The 20,854-nt window shown below is 40.3% G+C and carries 16 protein-coding genes; 10 read left to right on the top strand and 6 right to left on the bottom strand.

What is annotated here, in order from left to right; translation table 11 throughout:
- Positions 1–2 precede the first annotated feature (2 nt).
- Positions 3–2,450, top strand: coding sequence for a phosphocholine-specific phospholipase C (locus ABD873_RS00080; protein WP_345062922.1), 2,448 nt, complete (start codon positions 3–5; stop codon positions 2,448–2,450).
- A gap of 183 nt (positions 2,451–2,633) precedes the next feature.
- Here ABD873_RS00080 and ABD873_RS00075 read toward each other — a convergent pair whose 3' ends face one another.
- Together ABD873_RS00075 and ABD873_RS00070 are read right to left on the bottom strand one after the other, a co-directional pair.
- Positions 2,634–3,128 carry a dihydrofolate reductase gene (locus ABD873_RS00075; RefSeq protein WP_345062919.1) on the bottom strand — a complete coding sequence of 165 codons (495 nt, stop codon included), beginning with the start codon at positions 3,126–3,128 and terminating at the stop codon, positions 2,634–2,636.
- Positions 3,129–3,157: 29 nt separating this feature from the next.
- Entirely contained in the window at positions 3,158–3,979 is an 822-nt protein-coding gene (locus ABD873_RS00070) for a thymidylate synthase (RefSeq protein ID WP_345062916.1), read from the bottom strand.
- Between the two features lie 182 nt (positions 3,980–4,161).
- On the opposite strand from ABD873_RS00070, the gene mtaB reads away from it, so the two are divergent.
- Complete coding sequence (gene mtaB, locus ABD873_RS00065; RefSeq protein WP_345062913.1) at positions 4,162–5,481, top strand: tRNA (N(6)-L-threonylcarbamoyladenosine(37)-C(2))-methylthiotransferase MtaB; 1,320 nt, start codon at positions 4,162–4,164, stop codon at positions 5,479–5,481.
- 232 nt (positions 5,482–5,713) lie between these two features.
- Positions 5,714–6,166 (top strand): PepSY-like domain-containing protein, encoded by a 453-nt coding sequence (locus ABD873_RS00060; RefSeq protein ID WP_345062910.1) that lies wholly within the window; start codon positions 5,714–5,716, stop codon positions 6,164–6,166.
- 68 nt (positions 6,167–6,234) lie between these two features.
- Here the strand turns inward: ABD873_RS00060 and ABD873_RS00055 are convergent, their stop codons facing one another.
- Positions 6,235–7,299, bottom strand: coding sequence for an aldose epimerase family protein (locus ABD873_RS00055; protein WP_345062907.1), 1,065 nt, complete (start codon positions 7,297–7,299; stop codon positions 6,235–6,237).
- A gap of 81 nt (positions 7,300–7,380) precedes the next feature.
- Here ABD873_RS00055 and ABD873_RS00050 point away from each other — a divergent pair, with 81 nt between their 5' ends.
- The 3 genes from ABD873_RS00050 (at position 7,381) to ABD873_RS00040 (ending at position 11,440) form a co-directional block, all read left to right on the top strand.
- Positions 7,381–7,851 carry a hypothetical protein gene (locus tag ABD873_RS00050; RefSeq protein ID WP_345062904.1) on the top strand — a complete coding sequence of 157 codons (471 nt, stop codon included), beginning with the start codon at positions 7,381–7,383 and terminating at the stop codon, positions 7,849–7,851.
- Positions 7,852–7,906: 55 nt separating this feature from the next.
- Positions 7,907–9,253 carry a deoxyguanosinetriphosphate triphosphohydrolase gene (locus ABD873_RS00045; protein WP_345062901.1) on the top strand — a complete coding sequence of 449 codons (1,347 nt, stop codon included), beginning with the start codon at positions 7,907–7,909 and terminating at the stop codon, positions 9,251–9,253.
- Positions 9,254–9,328: 75 nt separating this feature from the next.
- Positions 9,329–11,440 (top strand): type IA DNA topoisomerase, encoded by a 2,112-nt coding sequence (locus ABD873_RS00040; RefSeq protein ID WP_345062898.1) that lies wholly within the window; start codon positions 9,329–9,331, stop codon positions 11,438–11,440.
- 26 nt (positions 11,441–11,466) lie between these two features.
- Here ABD873_RS00040 and ABD873_RS00035 read toward each other — a convergent pair whose 3' ends face one another.
- Together ABD873_RS00035 and dctA are read right to left on the bottom strand one after the other, a co-directional pair.
- Positions 11,467–12,087, bottom strand: coding sequence for a lysoplasmalogenase (locus ABD873_RS00035; RefSeq protein WP_345062895.1), 621 nt, complete (start codon positions 12,085–12,087; stop codon positions 11,467–11,469).
- Positions 12,088–12,114: 27 nt separating this feature from the next.
- Positions 12,115–13,368, bottom strand: a complete 1,254-nt coding sequence (gene dctA / locus ABD873_RS00030) for a C4-dicarboxylate transporter DctA (RefSeq protein WP_345062892.1) — start codon at positions 13,366–13,368, stop codon at positions 12,115–12,117.
- A 176-nt stretch (positions 13,369–13,544) separates the two neighbouring features.
- Between dctA and ABD873_RS00025 the strand changes: the two genes are divergently transcribed.
- From ABD873_RS00025 to ABD873_RS00010, 4 genes are all read left to right on the top strand, one after another.
- Positions 13,545–14,528: a hypothetical protein gene (locus ABD873_RS00025; RefSeq protein ID WP_345062889.1), complete on the top strand. Its 984-nt coding sequence runs from the start codon at positions 13,545–13,547 to the stop codon at positions 14,526–14,528.
- Positions 14,529–14,760: 232 nt separating this feature from the next.
- On the top strand, positions 14,761–17,907 hold the full coding sequence (locus ABD873_RS00020) for a SusC/RagA family TonB-linked outer membrane protein (RefSeq protein WP_345062886.1): 3,147 nt from the start codon (positions 14,761–14,763) through the stop codon (positions 17,905–17,907).
- An 11-nt stretch (positions 17,908–17,918) separates the two neighbouring features.
- On the top strand, positions 17,919–19,499 hold the full coding sequence (locus tag ABD873_RS00015; RefSeq protein ID WP_345062883.1) for a RagB/SusD family nutrient uptake outer membrane protein: 1,581 nt from the start codon (positions 17,919–17,921) through the stop codon (positions 19,497–19,499).
- A 25-nt stretch (positions 19,500–19,524) separates the two neighbouring features.
- A complete protein-coding gene (locus tag ABD873_RS00010) occupies positions 19,525–20,445 on the top strand; it encodes a DUF5017 domain-containing protein (protein WP_345062880.1) in 921 nt (306 codons plus the stop codon).
- A gap of 45 nt (positions 20,446–20,490) precedes the next feature.
- Here the strand turns inward: ABD873_RS00010 and ABD873_RS00005 are convergent, their stop codons facing one another.
- The gene (locus tag ABD873_RS00005) at positions 20,491–20,691 is read right to left on the bottom strand and encodes a hypothetical protein (protein WP_039053459.1); all 201 of its coding nucleotides are present in this window, start codon (positions 20,689–20,691) and stop codon (positions 20,491–20,493) included.
- Positions 20,692–20,854 lie beyond the last annotated feature (163 nt).

Raw genomic sequence — 20,854 nt, 5'->3', positions numbered from 1 at the left:
TTGTGGAGAGCAGAAGAAATTTTCTCAAGAAAGCCGGGATGTTGGCTGGTTCATTTGGATTTTTTAGTGCTTTGCCTAAGTCTATTGCTGCGGCGATGGCGATAGATCCTGCGGAAGGTTCTACCTTTTGGGATGCCGATCATATTGTCTTGCTGATGCAGGAAAATAGGTCCTTTGATCATTCTTTCGGTACATTACGAGGGGTGAGGGGTTTCAATGACCCTAGGGCTATACATCTTCCCAACGGCAATCCAGTATGGTTGCAGAGCAATGCCGCAGGTCAGGTCTATGCACCATTCCGTCTGGATATTAAAAATTCTAAGGCCAGCTGGACGAGCGACCTGCCTCACTCGTGGGAAAATCAGATAGGCGCATGGAATGCAGGTAAGTTTGATAAGTGGTTGATTTGGAAGCAGTCAGGGCGGAAAGCTTTTAAAGATATTCCACTGACGTTGGGATATTATACAAGAGAAGATATTCCTTTCTATTACGCCTTCGCGGATGCTTTTACCATATGTGACCAACATTTCTGCTCATCTTTGACAGGTACTACTACCAATAGGCATTTCTTCTGGACCGGCAAATGTACACCCTCGGCTGACAGCAAGCCTTTAGTACGAAATTCGGACACGTACTATAATAAGATGGCGGCATGGAAGACATTTCCTGAACGTCTCCAAGAAAATGGCATCAGCTGGAAAGTGTATCAAAACGAAATCAGCCTTCAAAACGAAATCACAGGTAAAGGCGAAAATTTGCTTGGAAATTTTACCGATAATAATCTAGAGTGGTTTGCTCAGTACAATGTGCGTTATAAGAAAAGTCATATAGACTTTTACAACAGAAGAATCAAGGAGCTGAAAGAAGAAATCCTGAAACTAGAAGAAGAGCAAAAAATCAAACCTTCGCAGAAGCTGTCCAACACACTGGTTCAAAAGCAGGAGCAGCTTATAGCTTTCCAAAAAGAGGTGGAAAAATATTCCGAAGCCAACTTTGCAAAATTGTCGTCTCAAGAGAAGGAACTCCATGAAAGGGCTTTTCAGACCAATGAAGGAGATCCCTATTACCATGAGGTGGAGGAAGTGGAATTTGAAGGAGCGAAGATTCAGGTTCCTAAAGGGGATATTCTTTACCAGTTTCGCAAGGATGTGGAGGAGGGCAGACTACCAACGGTGAGCTGGCTTGTGGCGCCGCAGCATTTTTCCGATCATCCTAGTGCTCCTATGTATGGTGCTTGGTATGTTTCGGAAGTGCTCAGTATCCTTACCAAAAATCCTGAAGTATGGAAGAAGACCATCTTCATTTTGAATTATGATGAGAACGATGGCTATTTTGATCACATCCCGCCTTTTGTCGTTCCCAAGCCTGACGACAAAGACAGTGGTGAGGTGTCGTTATCATTGCAGAAGGATCTGGGAGCAGAGTTTGTGACGCGAGAACAAGAGTTGGCTTCCGGACAGGGGGAGAGCAGTGCTACGGAAGGTCCTGTTGGGTTGGGATACCGTGTTCCTCTCATTATCGCATCGCCATGGACGCGCGGAGGATGGGTAAATTCGGAAGTGTTTGATATCACTTCCACCATTCGCTTTATGGAAGTCTTCCTTAGTAGGAAATATAATAAGAAGATTTTTGAATCCAATATTTCTTCATGGCGTAGAGCTGTGACTGGTGATCTTATTTCCGTCTTTAGGCCTTATTCTACTCAGGAAAAAGCTGCAATACCTTTTTTCTTGGATATGAAAGAACAGATACGAGATATAGATGCGGCGAAGGAAAAACCATTGCCTGATGGTTATCATGTTTTCTCGGAATCGGAAATCCGGGATGTTATACAAGGAAAGACGCATCCCGATATGCCACGCCAAGAGAGGGGTGTCAAGCCTTCCAATGCCATTTGTTATGAGCTCTATGTGCATGAGAAGCATCATGATGGTGCTATAGAGCTTTTTTTAGAAGCAGCGAAAGGTAAATTTGGTGATAGCGCAAGGGCGGGGGTCTTCAATGTATATGACCTAACAGAAGAGAACCGCTTTAGTAAGTCCTTTGCGGTAGTGGCGGGTAGTAACCTCAGTCATATATGGAGGAAAGCTTTAAATCAGACGTACGATATTGCAGTACATGGGCCGAATGGGTTTTATCGTCGGTTCAAATCGGAAGATGGAGATGAGCCTTTGGCCGTCGAGGCTACTTACACATCGCAGGACAACTTGGTCTTAAAGGTGGAAAATCGGACCCGTATACAGCAACAGTTTACCATCTATAATGCTTATACTGCACAACAAGAGGCTGTGCGGCTGAAACCTTTGGCCCGTCAAAAGATAGAGATTGCTACCAGGGATTTCGGAAGGTGGTACGATGTCCTTATACGGTGCGGCAATTGGCAAAGACAGTATGCGGGACGTATTGAAAATGGAAAGCCCAGCATAACAGATCCTTTGATGGCGGGCTAAAAGTCCAAACTTTGAATGTTAAGATTAGTTAGAGCCTTTAGAGGGTGGAAAAGGGAAGTATAAAGGTCAAAATGGGTAATAAGATTCTTTCAAGACAATACTTGGACATTAGAAGAATTGTTGTTTATCAAGAGATGATACTTTTGTTAAATATTAAAGGCTTCCCTTTGTGAAGAGGAAGCCTTATATTCTTTCGTACACTTCGAATGTATAGTCGAAGGCGTGTCTGTCGTCTTTTTCGTGTTTTTCGGCGGAAATCAGTTTCCATTCATTGGCTGGCAGTTCAGGGAAGAAAGCGTCGCCATCCACGATGGTATGGACACGGGTCAAAAGCACTTTGTGCGCCAAGGGAAGCGTTTGTTTATAGATTTCTGCTCCTCCGATGATGAAGATTTCTCTCTCGTCACGGCAGTATAGCAATAGCTCATCGATGTTATTTGCCACATCCACCTCTTCGTGGAGATAATTTGTGTTTTTAGTCATTACGATATTACGACGTTCCGGAAGAGGTTTACCTATGGACTCGAAAGTTTTGCGTCCCATCACCACGGAGTGGTTGAGGGTCTTCTCCTTAAAATATTTGAAATCATTAGGAAGGTGCCAAGGCATTCTGTTGCCTTTGCCTATGGCGTTGTTTTCTGCAGCAGCAACGATTAATGTTATTTTCGTATCACTCATTATCCATCAAATTTTCAAAAGAAAAATATCTATACAGCTACCGGAGCTTTGATATGCGGATGATATTCATATCCTATCAATTCGAAATCTTCGTATTTAAAGTCAAAGATGTTTTTCACATTCGGATTGATTTTCATGGTAGGTAGAGGCTTAGGCTCTCTCGACAGCTGCAGTTCAGTCTGTTCGAAGTGGTTGCTATAGATATGTGCGTCTCCAAAGGTGTGGATGAACTCTGCTGCTTCCATATCGCAGACTTGTGCTACCATCATAGTGAGCAAGGCATAAGAGGCTATGTTGAAAGGCACTCCCAAGAAAATGTCGGCACTGCGCTGGTATAGCTGACAGGACAGTTGTGGTTTCATTATGCCTTTTTCGGGCTGTGCGGGAGCGACATAAAACTGGAAGAAAGCATGACATGGTGGTAAGGCCATATTTTCTATTTCGGCGACATTCCAAGCCGATACAATCATCCTTCTGGAGTCAGGAGATTTTTTCAACTGTTCTATAACCTGTGAGATCTGATCTATATGCCGTCCGTCAGGAGTAGGCCATGAGCGCCATTGTGCACCATAGACAGGTCCCAAGTTACCATTTTCATCAGCCCATTCATCCCAGATGCTAACACCATTGTCTTTGAGGTATTTGATGTTCGTGTCGCCTTTCAAAAACCAGATAAGCTCGTGGATGATAGACTTCAGATGCAGTTTTTTTGTGGTTACCACAGGAAAGCCCTCCTTCAAGTTGAAACGCATCTGATACCCGAAAACACTACGTGTTCCTGTCCCTGTACGGTCGGTTTTGTCCACCCCATGGGTGTAAACGTGTCTTAGCAAGTCCAAATATTGTTTCATATTGAAGTTTTTATCTTTCCTGTTTAAATAAGTATGGGCAAGAATTTTCTTCCACACACATCCAAAACTAAGGAAATTTGAGATATCGAAAAAATTAAATTGTCTTTAAAAATGTCATTGTCATCTCAAATCTCATATCTATCCGTCGAAGTCTGAAAAAAAGCGTATTTTTGCAAATCATTATGAATAAAAGAGTAGCTTTCTATACACTAGGGTGTAAGTTGAATTTTTCGGAGACCTCTTCCATAGGACGACAGTTTAAGGAGGCGGGCTACGAACCGGTGCCTTTCAATTCACCAGCGGATATTTACGTAATCAACACCTGTTCGGTGACAGACAATGCCGACAAGAAGTGTCGCAAGGTGGTGAAGGAGGCTTTAAAATACTCTCCGAATGCTTATATCACTATTGTGGGCTGTTACGCTCAGCTAAAGCCACAGGAGATTGCCGAAATTCCGGGAGTGGATATGGTGTTGGGAGCGGCAGAGAAATTCAATATTATCCAACATATTAACGACCTGACAAAGCAGGAGAAAGCTATTGTCCATAATGCTCCTATCGACGAAACCAACCAGTTTGTGACGGCATATTCTATAGGTGACCGCACACGTACCTTCCTGAAGGTGCAGGATGGCTGCGATTATTCTTGTACTTTCTGTACAATACCGTTGGCACGAGGGGCCAGCCGTTCGGGGAAGATTGAAGATATCGTACGTCAGGCTCAAGAGATTGCAGCCTCAGGGGTGAAGGAAATCGTCCTAACAGGAGTTAATATCGGTGACTTTGGTATACGAGATGGCAAGCGTCAGGATAGGTTTGTGGATTTAGTGAAGGCTTTGGATGACGTGGAAGGCATAGACCGTATTCGTATATCTTCTATAGAGCCTAATCTGCTTACTAACGAGATCATAGAGTTTGTTTCCCAGTCCAAACGTTTTGTACCCCACTTTCATATGCCTCTACAGTCGGGCAATAACCGCATTTTGGCTAAGATGCGTCGCCGCTATAAGCGTGAGCTGTACGCAGAGCGTGTAGCTATGATCAAATCCTTGATGCCGGATGCTTGTATCGGGGTAGATGTAATTGTAGGATTTCCAGGCGAAACCAGAGAAGATTTTATCGATACATACAACTTTATAAACGAGATGGATATCTCCTATCTTCACGTATTTACCTATTCGGAACGTGAAAATACGATAGCAGCACAGATGGAAGGAGCCGTGCCTGGAGCACAGCGTTCGGACCGAAGTAAAATGCTACATATCCTATCGGAAAAAAAGCGCCGCGCCTTCTACGAGAAGCAGCTCGGCAAAATCGGAGAGGTGCTGTTTGAAAGTGATGAGAAAGACGGCTATATGCATGGATTCTCAAAAAACTATGTGAAGGTGCGTACACCATACGACCCTCTGTTAGTAAATGAGATAGTGCCGGTAAAATTTGTCTCTATCTCAGACTCAGGTGAAGTGGATATCGAAGAAATTCCAGAAATCTTAGCCCATTAAAATCTTAATCCATATTCTGTAGAAGCCTCTTTTAAGGAGGCTTTTTTATTTGCTTTTTACTTTCTGCAGGTTCTATTCCTAATTCTTTCCCAAATCCTAACTCAATTTTGAAGTGTTAATAAAACTTAAATATGTGGCTTAATCGAAAGCATCTTGGAGTAGTGGTGCAATATTTGAGTTTTAGACAACAAGAAGGATAATTAATTGGAATGTAGAACTAAATTTTAATGTTATGAAGAAAATCGTGTTGATAGTGTTTGCTTTGATTGCCGTAGCTTTTGTGTTTACCGCCTGTGACAAAGATGAGCAAGTGATCCCCAATGAGCAACTTCCGGAAGCTGCTACAGCTTTTGTGAATGAATATTTTGCAGGTGCAAAGATAATCTCTTCGATAAAAGATAAAGAAGGCTCTACCCATGAATATGAGGTCAAGCTGGATAATGGAGTTGACATCAAATTCGACAACAATGGAAATTGGTTGGATGTGGAGGCTCGAAATGATACGCAAGCGTTGCCTAACACGGGTTTTATCCTGCCTTCTATCGTTAGTTATGTGTCGCAGCATTATGCTTCAGCAGCAATTAACGGCATTGAGAAGAAACCTGATGGTTTTGATGTAGAGCTTACAAATGATATGGATCTTGTCTTCGATGTGGATGGTGTTTTTGTGCGTGTAGATAATTAATTAAGGCGCGATAAAAAATAATAAAGGGACAACAACATGTTGTCCCTTTATTGTTATAGTGAAAACGGTTATTTTTTGATGCAGAATTTGTACTTTATAGTATGGGAATAGGCCTCCCCTGGATTTAAGATAGACTTCGGAAAGGATGGCTGATTAGGGTTGTCGAGGAAATGTTGTGCTTCCAGACAAAATCCTGAGTACTTGCCATAGGCTTGTCCTGACTTACCTATATCTCCCGCCAAGAAGTTTCCAGTGTAAAGATGGACAGTAGGATAGGTCGTATAAACGTTCAGCTGAATGCCGGAATTTTCGCTATATGCACTTGCCGAACATTCTTCTATACCTTTGTTGCAGACAAAGCTGTGGTCATACCCTCCGGCATACTGGAGCTGTAGGCTTTGATCATTTATGGCGTCTCCAATTTTAGTATAGCTGCTGAAGTCAAACGGCGTATTCTTCACGGAAAGCTGATTGCCTGTAGGTATCTGCCGCTCATCAATCTCAATAAATGTAGGAGCATCTATTTTCAGCTGATGTTCTAGCACGTCGCCATTGCCTTCGCCGTTAAGGTTAAAATAAGCGTGGTTTGTAAGATTGATAGGTGTAGGCTTGTCCGAAGAGACTCTGAAGTTGATGATAATTTCGTTTTGGTCTGTCAGCTCATAAGAAACTATGATTTTCACATTTCCCGGAAATCCGTTGTCCATATCTTCGGATACTAGGTAAAACATAATTTTATTAGCATTATATATTACCTGTCTATCCCATACGCGCGTATGAAAGCTGTTTGGGCCTCCGTGCAGACAACTACTTCCATTGTTCTGCGGCAACCTATACTCCTTTCCATTAAGAGAAAATTTACCGTCAGCTATTCTATTTGCAAAACGTCCTATGGTAGCTCCATGATATTGCTCGTCGGCATTCCAATATTTTTGGATAGAGTCAAAGCCCAACACTACATCTATAAGGTCTCCATATTTGTTGGGAACCAAAGCACTTACCAGACGGGCACCATAGTCGCTGATAGCGATTTGCATGCCGGCACGGTTTCGAAGAATAAAGAGATGGGTGTTTTTGCCGTTTAAAGTACGGTGAAAATCATCTATGGCTGGTAAACAAAAGGCTGTATTCATGATCAAAGGATAATTCCGTCTAAAAATAACAAAAAACAATGGTATGAGGAAAATAGGAACAGATGTTGTATATTTATTATTATGCAAAATATCAGAGCTTCTGTAAGTTTCCTAGCCATCGGCATTCTTTTGGCTATCTACACCTTTATTTTTGTAGATAATACGCATAATTTCATGCTAAATTTTGGATGGGAAACCAACCTCATAGAAGCAAAATGGTTAATGCTGTTAATCGCCGGAATGGGAGTAGCGTTGGCCTTGTTTTACTACTTCTTTGCGGATAACATGTACAGCAATACCTTAATTCACACGCATGTTGTATTTTATTTTCTGCTGGCGTTGATATTGGTGCTGTGGGACAACAATTCCTTTTCGTTGCAGGAAGCTGTGGAATCCCAATCCTATTCTTCGGTCCGCGAAATAAGGAAGGATTATCATGATATTGCTGACCGCTCAAACTACTATAGGGGTGCGTTTTGGCTGATGCTCATACTGCAGCCAATAGGATTGGTAAACTTACTTCTCGGATTCCTGAAGACTAACACCAAATAGGAGAGGCGCTATCTCCCATATAAACCTTATATTTGCCAATAAATCCAAAATTTTAATGAACTGGAAACAGCTTATTTCTGCTAAAAGGTGGGGATACGAGCATCGTGAAACCCATGATCATCTGGATGCACGTTCGGAATTTCAAAGAGATTATGACCGTTTGATTTTCTCTTCCCCTTTTCGCAGACTTCAGAATAAAACACAGGTTTTTCCTTTGCCGGGAGCCGTATTTGTGCACAATAGGCTCACGCACAGCTTGGAGGTTGCCTCGGTAGGTCGTTCGTTGGGAAGGTTGTTTTACACGCTTATGAAGAAGGAGAATCCCAATATTGATGAGGAGGTTCCTTATCTTCAAGAGGTAGGAAACATAGTGTCGGCAGCCTGTCTTTCTCATGATCTGGGAAATCCGGCCTTTGGCCATTCCGGCGAGGCGGCCATATCTTCATTTTTCATCGAAGGGAAAGGTATGCAGTATAAGGATAGAGTTTCGGCAAGCCAATGGGCGGATCTTACTCATTTTGAAGGGAATGCCAATGCGCTGCGTATCCTTACGCACCCCTTCAATGGGAAAGATGACAAGGGCTTTGCTTTGACCTATTCTACCTTGGCTTCCATAGTGAAATATCCGTGTGAGGCAAAGGACGGTCATGTCAAAGGCAAGCTTCACCGTAAGAAGTATGGATTCTTCGAATCGGAGAAAGAATCTTTTGCGAGGATTGCCGACGAATTAGGTCTCCTGCGCGACCCTGAAAATCCTAACGGCTATCTGCGTCATCCGCTGGTCTACCTTGTGGAAGCCGCTGATGATATTTGTTATAATATCATAGATCTGGAAGATGCTCACCATCTTAAGATTCTCTCTTACGAGGAAGTGGAGGACTTGCTGATGCCGCTATGTGGCGACGAAAAGCTCCGCACGCGACTGGACAGTCTCCATGATAAGGCTAGTCGTGTAGAACTTCTGCGCGCCAAAGCTATCAATACTTTAATTAATGGTTGTGCTGAAGTTTTTATCCGCCATCAAGAGGAGATCTTGCAAGGAAAATTCCATCGCTCACTGATGGACGCATTGGATGCCGATATTGTCAACCATATGAAGACCATCTCGAAAATATCGGTAGCGAAAATTTACAATGCTCCTGCCGTAGTACAGATAGAGATTGCAGGATATAAAGTCATGAATTCTCTTTTAGAAGAATTTATTCCAGCATATCTTAAGCAGGATAAAACGGTATTCGACAAGAAGCTGGTAGCCATGATTCCTGAGCAGTTCCATACCTCTAATGAGGATACCTATTCGAAGATCCGCGCGGTTTTGGATTTCGTTTCAGGTATGACGGATGTATATGCGGTAGATCTTTACCGTAAAATCAAAGGAATCGAAATCGCTACATTAAGTTAATTGTAATAAGGGATTTATTGTGGGATGTGAGGAGCTTCTGCTTCTCCTTCTTGCGATTATACGCAATAGTAAAGCATGAAAGTTGTAATAGCAGAGAAACCTTCGGTAGCGAGAGATTTGGCCCGTGTGATGGGAGCTAAGAATGTGAAAGACGGATATATAGAAGGTAATGGATATGCTTTCACCTACGCTTTTGGGCATTTGGTGCAGCTTTGTACACCTCAGGCGTATGGTTATACGACATGGTCTGCTTCCAACCTACCCATTATTCCCGAAAAGTTTGGGTTGGAAGTGAAAAAAGTACGTAAAGATGGCAAGCTGATGGATGACAGCGGAGCCCTGAAACAGATAAATATTATCAAAAGTCTGCTGGATAAAGCCGAAGAGATTATCGTTGCTACGGATGCCGGACGGGAAGGGGAACTTATCTTTCGCAATATCTATTACTATTTGGGTTCTAAGGTTCCTTTCAAGAGGCTGTGGATCTCTTCCCAGACGGATAAAGCTATACGGGAAGGATTTGCTAACCTCAAGGAGGGGACAGAATACGATAGTCTCTACCAGTCGGCACGCTCACGAGCCGAAGCGGATTGGCTTATCGGCATTAATGCCACGCAGGCCATAACACTGGCAGCAGGCAACCGAGGACTGTTGTCATTAGGGCGTGTGCAGACGCCAACGTTAGCAATGATATGTTCTCGCTATCTGGAGAATAAAAATTTCAAACCGGAGCCCTTCTATAAGATTCAGGCCGGATTTGAGAAAGATAATATAGCTTTTAAAGCTACCTCCGACAAGATTGACAAGAAGCAGGTGGCGGAAGAAACCATAGCCAATCTTGCGGTGGGAATGAAAGCTAAGGTTGTGAAAGTAGAAGCTAAAGAAACCAAGGAGCAGCCTCCTCTGCTTTTCGATTTGACTTCCTTGCAACAGGATGCTAACAAGAAATACGGCTATTCGGCAGATCAGACATTGGGCATCGCGCAAAATCTCTATGAAAAAAAGGTGATAACCTATCCACGTACCGGCTCTCGGTATATTGGTGAAGATGTTTATGAGCAGATGGAATCTCTGTTTCAGCATCTGGCGGCTACGGCGGAGGAAAGCATTGCCACTATCGCGAAAAATCTTATAGGCAAGAAGCTTAACAAACGTTCGGTAGACGATAAGAAGGTTACGGACCACCACGCCCTGCTGGTGACGGACGAAAAGCCGGGGCCCATGACACAGGAACAGCGGAATATATATAATATGATCGCCAAGCGTATGGTGGAAAGTTTTTCGGATGTGTGTCTGAAAGATATTACCACCGTAACCATAGATGCGGAAGGGGTGGGGCTCATCGCCAAAGGAACGGTTATCAAACAATATGGATGGCGTCTGTCGGCCGACCAAGTAGAAATGCCTGATGAAGATAAAGGTGGAGATGAGCAGGACAATGAAAATGCACAGTTGCCAAAACTATCGGCAGAGGACTTGTTGGAAATACTAACATTGGACCTGTCGGAACGTTTTACTAAGCCTAAGCCTATCCACACAGAAGCTTCTCTTTTGAAAGCCATGGAAACATCAGGTAAAGAAATTGAAGACGAGGAGCTCCGCCAAGCTATGAAAGATTGTGGGTTGGGGACTCCGGCAACAAGGGCTTTCATCATCGAAACTCTCTTCCAACGGGAATATATCAAACGGGATAAAAAGAAACTCATCCCTACAGAAAAAGGACTTGCCGTTTACAATCTGGTGAAGGACCGTTCTATAGCCAAAGTAACCCTTACCGGTAAATGGGAACAAAAGCTGGAAGAAATACGAGCAAACAAGGTGAGCTATGACGTCTTCATGAAGCATATCAAGGATTATACAGTAAAAATAACCAACGAGTTGCTACAACTTCGTATATCTTTCGCTCAGCAGGAGATAAAACCACTGCAGAAGGGTAAAATAAAATGTCCTAAGTGTCCTAATGGACAGATCCAACTTTACGAGAAAATAGCGCAGTGCGACCATTACGCCAGAGGGTGTGATTTTAAGATTTGGAGAACATTGAATGGCGTTTATCTCGATGAAAAAGAAATGAAAAACCTCTTGGAAAAAGGTAAGACCTCCGAACTTAAAGGCGTCAAAACTAAAGATGGCCAATTAGTGGATGCCCCTCTAATTTTCGAGAACTTTAAGGTAAATGTAGGATAAGCATAAGGTATGGCGTGAAAGATACGCTATACCTTATGACTTTTGTCTGCAATTAATATTCCTTCAGTCAAACAATACTGTGCCAACACATAAGTTAGCATGATACTCATCCCCCCTAAGGTCGAACGATGGTGAAAAAGGTTGATAGCCAGAATAGAATCTGACAAAACAAATAATATAGCTCCAATCATTATCCACTTTTGTCCTGTGCCTAAAGCTACATAAAGCATAGCTCCAATCGTAAATGCATAAAGAAAAACAGGAATCTTCATTACCCCTAGATTTTCGTAGAGAAAAATGTATAAACCAAAAATAAAAAGAAGGATAATAGGAAGGATAGCTGTGTTTTTGTACCTCAAAAGAGGTTTAAAAGTGAGGATATAAAGAATATGGGCGGTCAAGAAGCAGCTCAGTCCCGCCACAAATCCCCATCCAAACAAGAGGAATACATCTCCTAGAAAACTCATTATTAAGCCACTAACAAAAAGTTTATTCACTCGCACTGGACTAGATAGGTAATAGCCTATTAATAATGGAATAAGGACGGTTTTGGTTATGAAGCGCAAAGAATATGTCCACTGCAAACCAATAACACATTGGTCTAACACCAACATTATCCCCAGCAAGATTAAGTATACCCGTCTCATCACGTGCAGACTTTCTGTGTTAGTTTTCTAGCCTTTATTCAGTGCTGTATTTAGCTGTTGCATGTTCAGCTCATTCTCCCATTTGGCCATGACAAGTCCGGCCGTAGCATTTCCTATGATATTGGTTAAAGCTCGAGCTTCACTCATAAAGCGGTCGATACCAAATACGATGGCAATCGACTCTACCGGAATATGTCCCACCACAGGTAAAGTTGCCGCTAGGATGATAAAGCCGGACCCTGTGACGCCGGCAGCTCCGTTAGAAGTGAAGGTAAGTACAAATAACAAAAAAAGCTGTTCACTCAACCCCATAGGTTGGTTGATAGCCTGTGCCAAAAAAACGGAAGCCATAGTCAGATAAATGGCCGTACCATCCAAGTTGAACGAATATCCGGTAGGGATGACAAGATTTACGACAGAACGGTTACAACCGGCTTTCTCCAGCTTATCCATGATAGCAGGTAACACCGATTCTGACGATGAGGTACCTAAAACGATAAGCAATTCTTCTTTGATATAACTCAGAAATTTGAAGATACTGATCTTATTACGGTAAAGGATGATGCCAAGGAAGATAAAAATATATATCAGGCAAGCTACATAGAACCATACCATCATCATTCCTAATGATTTGAGTACTCCTAATCCGTATTTACCTACAGTAAAGCCTATGGCACCCATAGCACCTAAAGGAGCAACCTTCATAATCATCTTGATAACGAGAAATATCCCGTCTAGGAAGGATTGCAAAACATGCTTGATGGGATCTGCCTTGTCACCCATTTTGGCAAAGGCAAAGCCTAGTAATATGGCAAAGAAAAGCACCTGAAGGATATTCCCTTCTGCCAGTGAACCTATGATATTATTTGGAATGATATTAAGAAGGAACTGCACAATGCCTTTCTGTTCTTTGCTGCTTTCCAGATAGGTTGAAACCTGACTGGTGTCCAGCTGTGATATGCTGATATTCATACCTTCTCCAGGTTTCGCTAGGTTAATGACAGCTAAAGCAATAAACATAGCGGTAAAGGTGGTCATTTGGAAATATACCATAGAGCGGATTCCCAGCTTACCCACTTTTTTGACATCCTGCATGCCGGAAATCCCTAGCACAATACTACAGAATATCAGCGGGGCGATAATCATTTTGATGAGCTTGATGAAACCATCGCCAAAAGGTTTAAGGGCAACTCCCAATTCAGGATAAGCATGACCTAAGGATATACCAATGATGATGGCTATGACAACTTGAAAATAAAGCGTTTTAAAAAGTTTCTTCATAAAAATGGTTAGCAATAGACTTTGTTATGGTTAGGTTGAGAAAATATAAAAGACAAATATATAGGTTTTCTTCACTTTTCAAGGGGCAAAAATCATATTCCTAAAAGTCAGATTAGCGTAAATTGACTGTTAGTACGGTTTAAGTTTTGCCTTAAAGGATTACCTTTGCTGTCAATATGACGACAAGACTATACAATCCTTTTCTAGATTTCAAATTCGACAATAACACATGTTTTTTGACCGGAAAAACCTTAAACTCTTCTGATGAGAAAATTCAGGTATTCCCGGTGTGGATGATGCGTGCCTTTGAGTTGGAAGACAAGCCGTTTAAGATGTTGGATGAGAGTGTGCGTACCTATAAGGAGTTGCAGCTGCCATGTTCTACGGAAGCGGCGGAAGCCTTCGAAAAGATGGAGATGCAGGTAGAACAGGCCATGTTGTCCGGATTTGAAGCCGTGAAAGCTTTGCCGCAAGAGGTGCTTTTCCAATGGGTGGCAAAAATCCTGTATGGTGTCGTCTTCAACGAAATTCAGGCCGGTATCCGCCAATCTATCCTCGCAGGCGAGCAGATGAACTTTTCTCAAGCTCTCGTTCACAAATTCCGTAACCTCCATGCTATGCTGCAGTCTGTCGTCGTACCTATGGAGTTTGAGCATAAAAACCCTTTTACGATAGAAATTTTTGAGGTAGATAATCCTGAAAATACATTTTTGTACCGTGATGAAATCAACACATTAATCTTTTCGTTGCGGATGAAAAATTTCGGTATCGTGGCTACGTTGCAAGATAATGGCACCAACGCCATATACCATGAGGAGATATTGACCCTTGTCCAAGATAAAAAACTGCACCCTATACAGTTTGAGGAAATCTGTGCACGCTATTTCTATTCAGCGTATCTATTCAACAGACTTCCGGAATACACCTTTATGGAAACTCCGCAGAAGGTTTACGTAGAGCCTATGCCACTGAACGACTGGACTATGAAGCCTATCTTCGACAGTTGGACGGTGAAAACGTATGGTCAGGTTTTAGAAAACTTCTGGAAGCCATGGGGTTTTCTGCTTTTTGAAATCATTAAAGACCCGGAAAATCCGATGAGCTTTATCAAAGGACCGGATGGTAAATTTTTAGAAAACATTCCATTAGAAAAAGGATAAAAAAGCTCCATTATGTGGAGCTTTTTTTATGCTGGTAATTAAAAGGAAGAAAATTTGGTATTAACTAATATTTATTATAAAGATAATGTTAAGTTTTTTACTTTAATATCGATTTATTTTTAATAAATTTTAAAATAATATTGATATTAAAGTTTTTATTTTATATTATTGTTACTAATAGTAGATTAGTTTTTTTAACTATCCAAGCAAAACCTAAATTAAGATCTAAATTATGAAAGAGCTTTGTTTTCGGAGAAGCAATGTAATCCTATTTTTTGCTTTGTTTATATGTTCATTTGTCCGTGCTCAAAACGTTCAGGTTACAGGGACAATTAAAAATGAGCTAGGTCTTTTCTTAGAGGCAGTGAGTGTTCGTTCATCATTAGGACAGATAACCGTGTCAAATAGTCGCGGTCAATTTTCTTTCATCTTAAAGGATACCCCTCAAGAGCTTATATTCTCTTTAATTGGTTATGAGACAGTATATTATAAATGGTCAAACCAGAAACATGTAGAGATAGTTATGAGAGAGACTAGTTCTAAAATGGATGAAGTTGTTGTTATTGGGTTTGGTCAGGTTAAGAGGGGGGATTTGACAGGAGCTGTGGGTAGTGTGAATATAGATGATTTGAAGAAAGCTCCCGTTGGTACATTTGCAGAAGCTTTGGGAGGACGTATTGCAGGAGTTCAGGTAACTTCTTCGGAAGGGCAACCGGGATCTGAGATTGATATTGTGGTACGAGGCGTAGGCTCTATTACGCAGAGCACTTCGCCCTTATATGTGGTAGATGGAATGCCTATTGAAAATCCACAAAACGATGGGGCAAGTAACCCTCTTAGTATGATTGATCCTAATGAGATTGAAACCATAGAAGTGCTTAAAGATGCTTCTGCAACAGCAATTTATGGTGCTAGGGGAGGCAATGGTGTTATAATTGTAAATACTAAGAGAGGACGTATAGCTCCTCCAAAAGTTTATTATAATGGATATTATGGTTTAGCTCAGTCAACCAAACGTCAAAAAGTATTGGAACCTTATGACTTTGTTAAATTGATGTGGGAAATTGATACCGCACGAACAAATAGGATGTATTTAGATGGAGGTAAATTAACTTTAGACGCATATAAAGGGGTAAAAGGAATTAATTGGGAAGACTTAGTGTTTCAGGTTGCTCCTACTCAAAAACACCAAATAAGTTTTAACGGTGGAAATCAAGCTACAAAATATAGTTTCACCGGGTCCTCCTTTAATCAAGAAGGTATTATTATTAATAGTGGGTTTAGAAGAATACAAGGTAGGCTAACGCTAGATCAAGAAATTAGTAAGCGATTAAAAGTAGGGCTAGATGCTTCTTATTCAAATTATAAGTATTACGGTACTTCAACTTCAACAGGAACTTATAGCCATACCTTAAATCTTCTTTATTCTGTATGGGCATATCGCCCTATAGGAGGTATTAAAGATGATCAAATTGATTTGGACGAATTACTTGAAAATGGTCAGGATCCAGTGTTCGAGGGTAGTGCTGATTATCGATTCAATCCCATTTTGACTACAAAAAATGAGTTAAGAGAGAATCTTGGTAATTCTTTTATATCAAACGCTTATTTAACTGTTCAACTACTTGAAGGGTTAACATATAAGTTATCTGGTTCATTTAGTAAAGGAAATAGGCATTTTGATAGCTTTAATAATTCAAATACCACTTATGGACATCCCGGAACTAATTATCAAGTAAATGGTTCTCGTACATTTTATGAGACAAATCGTTGGTATATTTCTAATCAGCTTAACTATAACAAGAGGTTTGCAGCCAAGCATAACGTTAATGCTGTGGTTGCATTTACAGCCGAAAGAGCTTCTAACCTCGCTTTCGGAGGGACAGGGGTACGATTGATAAATGAAAATTTAGGTATAGATGGTTTAGATGAGGGAGAGGTAGTTTCTTTAACATCAAATTCTGGAGCAAGTTCTATGATTGGTCTCATGGGACGTTTGATGTATAATTACAAGTCAAAATATTTAATAACTGCTACTGGAAGATTGGATGGTACATCCAGATTTTTAGGCAATAATATTTATGGCTTTTTTCCTTCTTTAGCATTTGCATGGACTATAAATAAAGAGGATTTTCTCAAGGATGTGAAATGGATGTCAACAACCAAGCTTAGAGCATCTTGGGGACTCACGGGTAATAACGGAGTTGGAAATTATGCGGCCCATAATGTGCTCACGAGTCAAAGTACTTCAGGATATGGATGGGGTGGTAGTATAGTCAGAGGCGTTATCCCAACAGGTCTGGGAAATAAAGATCTCAAATGGGAATCATCAGAACAGACAAATATTGGGCTTGATTTAGGTTTTTTGAGGGATAGAGTGACCTTAACTACTGACTTGTATAGAAGAGAAAGTCATGATTTATTGATGAACGCTTCTCTTTCATTAAGTACAGGGTATAGTAAAGCATATAAAAATATTGGAAAAATCCGAAATGAAGGAATAGAGCTCACTTTAGGGATAACTCCTATTAAGAAAAAATTTGTGTGGACTACGGACATCAACATCTCTTTTAACAGAAATAAAGTTTTAGAGTTGGTGGATAACCAATCCTCCCTTCAAAGTTTCCAGTATTGGGGTGCAGATTGGCAGAATATTCCGGCTTATATAGCTAAATTAAATGCTCCAGTTTCTCAATTCTATGGCCTTCTTTCTGATGGATTGTATTCCTATGAGGATTTCGATTTAGTAGGAGGTAAATATGTACTTAAACCTACGGTTCCTAGTATTACTACAGCTAATGTTGCACCAGGATATAAAAAATATGTCGATGTCAATGGAGATAAAGTCATAAACGAATTAGACAAAGTCGTTATAGGCAATCCTTTGCCAAAGCATTTTGGGGGAGTGTCTAATAACTTTTCATATAAGGGGTTTGATTTAAATGTTTTTCTGCAATGGACATATGGCAATCAATTGATGAATGCTAATCGATTAATTATGGAGACAGGCAGTGCTTATAATGTAAATCAATTCATAACTTATTTAGACCGTTGGTCTCCTGAAAATCCTGATGGAAGATATCCTGTTCCTAAAGGCACGGTGTACAAAACTTATAGTTCAGACATTGTTGAGGATGGATCTTTTCTTAGAATAAAAACAGTTGCTTTGGGGTATTCTATGCCTGATAATTTGGTGAAGAAATTGGGCTTAACTAAAACGAGAATTTACATGTCTGCACAAAATTTACATACTTGGACAAAATATTCAGGATATGATCCAGAAGTTTCCATACGTAATAGCGCACTTATGAGGGGGTTTGATTATTCGGCATACCCTAAAGCCAAAACATATACGATAGGTTTAGATTTAACTTTTTAATTCGTAATCATATGAAAAAAATATGTTTCATGGTATTGTCATTCATGACATTAAATTTAATATCATGTAAGGATTTTCTTGAAGAAACGCCTACAGATTTTGTATCCATAGGCAATTTTTATAAAACAGAAAGTGACATTATCTCGGCCTTGGCAGGTATCTACGATGTTTTAGGGAAAACGAGTGCGTATGGCCGATATTTCTTTTTGGAAATGGATATGAGTGATGAGCAAAATTATAATAACAACGGTACCGTCCCTACAGCTCCTGACTTACAGTATTTTAATTATCAAATTTCAGATATAAAATTAGAGGCAGTATGGTCAAACCTATATACAGGAATTAATCGCGCCAATATGCTTATAGAAAATGTAGACAATGCAGATATAATGGAAGACAAAAAGGAAGCATATAAGGCAGAAGCCATGTTTTTAAGAGCTTATTACTATTTTCTACTTACAAATCATTTCGGTAATGTACCTTTACGTCTTCAGTCTACTAAATCTCCAAATGAGGTTGATTTCCCTCCTTCACCATATTCCGTTATTTATCATCAGATAGTACAGGATATGGAATACGCTGCAGATAAAGTCCCTGATATAACTGCTTATAATCATGGAGGGAGAGTTACTAAATCTGCAGTGTGGGGTATTTTAGCTCGTGTGAATTTAAAAATGGCCGGTGCTCCTCTAAGAGATCATTCCCGTTATGCGGAAGCACGTAAATGGGCTAAGAAAGTTATAGACTTAGGCTATCATGAATTACACCCGGACTATACTCAAGTTTTTAAAAATTATGCACAGAAACAGTATTATACCAAGGAGTCAATATGGGAGGTGGAGTTTGCATATTGGTCAGGAACACAGAATGAAGAAGGGCAGGTAGGATCTGCTAATGGTGTGCGTAATACAGATCGTAATATGGGGTATAGTTATGGTCTCCAACGTCCTATGGAAGTCTATTATAAGCGTTTTGAACAAGGAGATCTTCGCCGTGACTGGACCATTTCGGATTATACATATAGTGGTAATCAGCAGGTCCCTCTTTCGGGTACTAACATTACTATTTATTACAACAGATATGGAGCGAAATTTCGAAGAGAATATGAGAATAATCCTAATAAAAGTGTGAACACGACTATTATAAATTTCCCTCTATTGCGTTATTCCGACGTGCTGTTAATGTTTGCTGAAGCCGATAATCAGATGAACAGGGCACCTTCTTCTGAGGCTATTAATGCAGTTAATATAGTAAGAAGAAGAGCTTTTGGAAAATTTTTACCTGGAGCAGTCAATATTGAAGAGTTTGATATACCAAACAATTTGGATGCTCTTACTTTTCAAACTTTTATTCAAGATGAACGTTCTAGAGAACTAGGATTTGAAGCTTTGAGAAGATTTGATCTTATCCGTTGGGGAATTTATTATTCGACTATGAAAGATCTGTTAAATTATAAATCATCAGCGCATGTAAACTATAGGGTTATCCCTTTTATACCAGCAGAAAACTTGCAATTAAGGGATACGTTGTATGCGATTCCTAGTGATGAAATGATGATAAATAAATTAATGGTACAGAATCCAGGATGGTAGTAAGAACTTTTTAGAAGATAAAAATATGTTAAGAAAATATTTTTTAATAATCGGGCTTATAAGTTCTGTTTTAGTCGCCTGTAATAATTTTGAGGTTTTACCACCAGAGGTAGAGATAATGACTAATGGAAACACCTATAAAGTAGGTGATAGTGTCGAATTTATTTTCCGTGGCGAATCAGATGTGATTACATTTTACTCTGGAGAAAGTGGGAAAGAATATAGACATAGAGAAAGAACTAGACTTTCGGAAGGAAATATTTCTATAAATATGGAAACACAGGTACTGTATGGCTCTCAGTCAAACAACCTAAGACTGTTTTTGTCTCAAGACTTCAATGGAAGTTACACTCCAGAAGGTATTGATGCAGCCACATGGATTGATATTAGTGATAGGCTTCAATGGAGTACAGCTGCGTCAGGCGCTGTAGGAAATCGTTTGGTATCTCCGATGGCTAATATACAAGATTTGATAGACATTTCTAAACCCTTATATTTTGCATATAAATATACTGGATTGGCTTCTACAACAGGAGCTGCACAACAGCGTACGTGGCGTATTTATGAATTTAATGTTTATAATACGGTACAGGACGACTTGTTGCTAGTGACAAATAGAGCAAATGCTGGCTGGAGGGCGGTGAATTATAATGGAACTGAAAAGGGCAAATGGGAACTTACAGCTAATTCCACTATGATATATTATAATCCTGAATCCAATTTACTCCCTGCAGAGCAATGGGCTATTACGAAGGCTTTGGATCCATTTGCTGTAAATCCAGATAATGGAGAGGCTATAAAATCTTATTCCGATAACATGCCAAAATCCTATAAATATGTTTTTACTAAACCAGGAACTTATGTGGTAACTTTTGTATTTGTTAATTCTAATTTTAAGGGATATCAAGAAGTAGTTAAGGAAGTTACAATAAGCATTGAGGAATAAGACAAATTTTCTTTTATTTATGTATTGTGTCGTATATATAAATTCCTATTTCTTCTGCTGTTTTGGCTGACGCTGATAATACAGTATCAAAGCTGAAGGACCTAGGATTGGGATAAGCAATGCCACAAACGTTAATATCAACTTACCAAGCTGAATACTTTTCAGTTTGAAGAGATGAAAAAGCATCAAGCCGGTCAAAGCCATGTGGATGACCACAACTATGTTCAAGAGTAATCTTTTGTCCATAGTACAAAGATATCATAAATCAGACAGAAAAGGGTAGTGGTAAGAAAATAAAAAGAGCATCGTAATACACTGCCCCCAAAAAGTTAGACACTATTTGGGGGCATTTTTATGGTTAAGTACAAAAAACACAAATCCGATTTTAAGCTTCGTCTGGTTAAAGATT

The organism is Sphingobacterium thermophilum, assembly GCF_039541675.1.
Classification (GTDB): Bacteria; Bacteroidota; Bacteroidia; order Sphingobacteriales; family Sphingobacteriaceae; genus Sphingobacterium; species Sphingobacterium thermophilum.
This window is presented reverse-complemented; position numbering and strand designations above follow the sequence as displayed.